The 264-nt window shown below is 68.6% G+C and carries 1 pseudogene; it reads right to left on the reverse strand.

Features of this window, described 5'->3' with window-relative positions:
- Window positions 1–264 (reverse strand): annotated as a pseudogene (locus tag FLQ44_RS17700) (microcin ABC transporter ATP-binding protein); the annotation flags it as partial.

Here is a 264-nt window from a genome sequence, read left to right on the forward strand (position 1 = left end):
CGGTCATCACGCGCTGGAGCTGGCCGCCGGAAACCTGGTGCGGATAGCGATTGCCGATATTGTCCGGGTCGGGCAGGCTGAGCTTCCGGAACAGCGCACGGGCGCGCTTCTCGGCCTCCGCCCGCGTCGCCGTCCCATGTTCCACGGTCGCCTCGACCACCTGGTCCATCAGCTTGTGCGCCGGATTGAACGCGGCTGCGGCGGACTGCGCCACATAGCAGACCTCGCGCCCGCGTATCTTGCGGATGCCGCCTTTGCCGGCCT

It is taken from the genome of Vogesella mureinivorans (assembly GCF_007644035.1).
Classification (GTDB): Bacteria; Pseudomonadota; Gammaproteobacteria; order Burkholderiales; family Chromobacteriaceae; genus Vogesella; species Vogesella mureinivorans.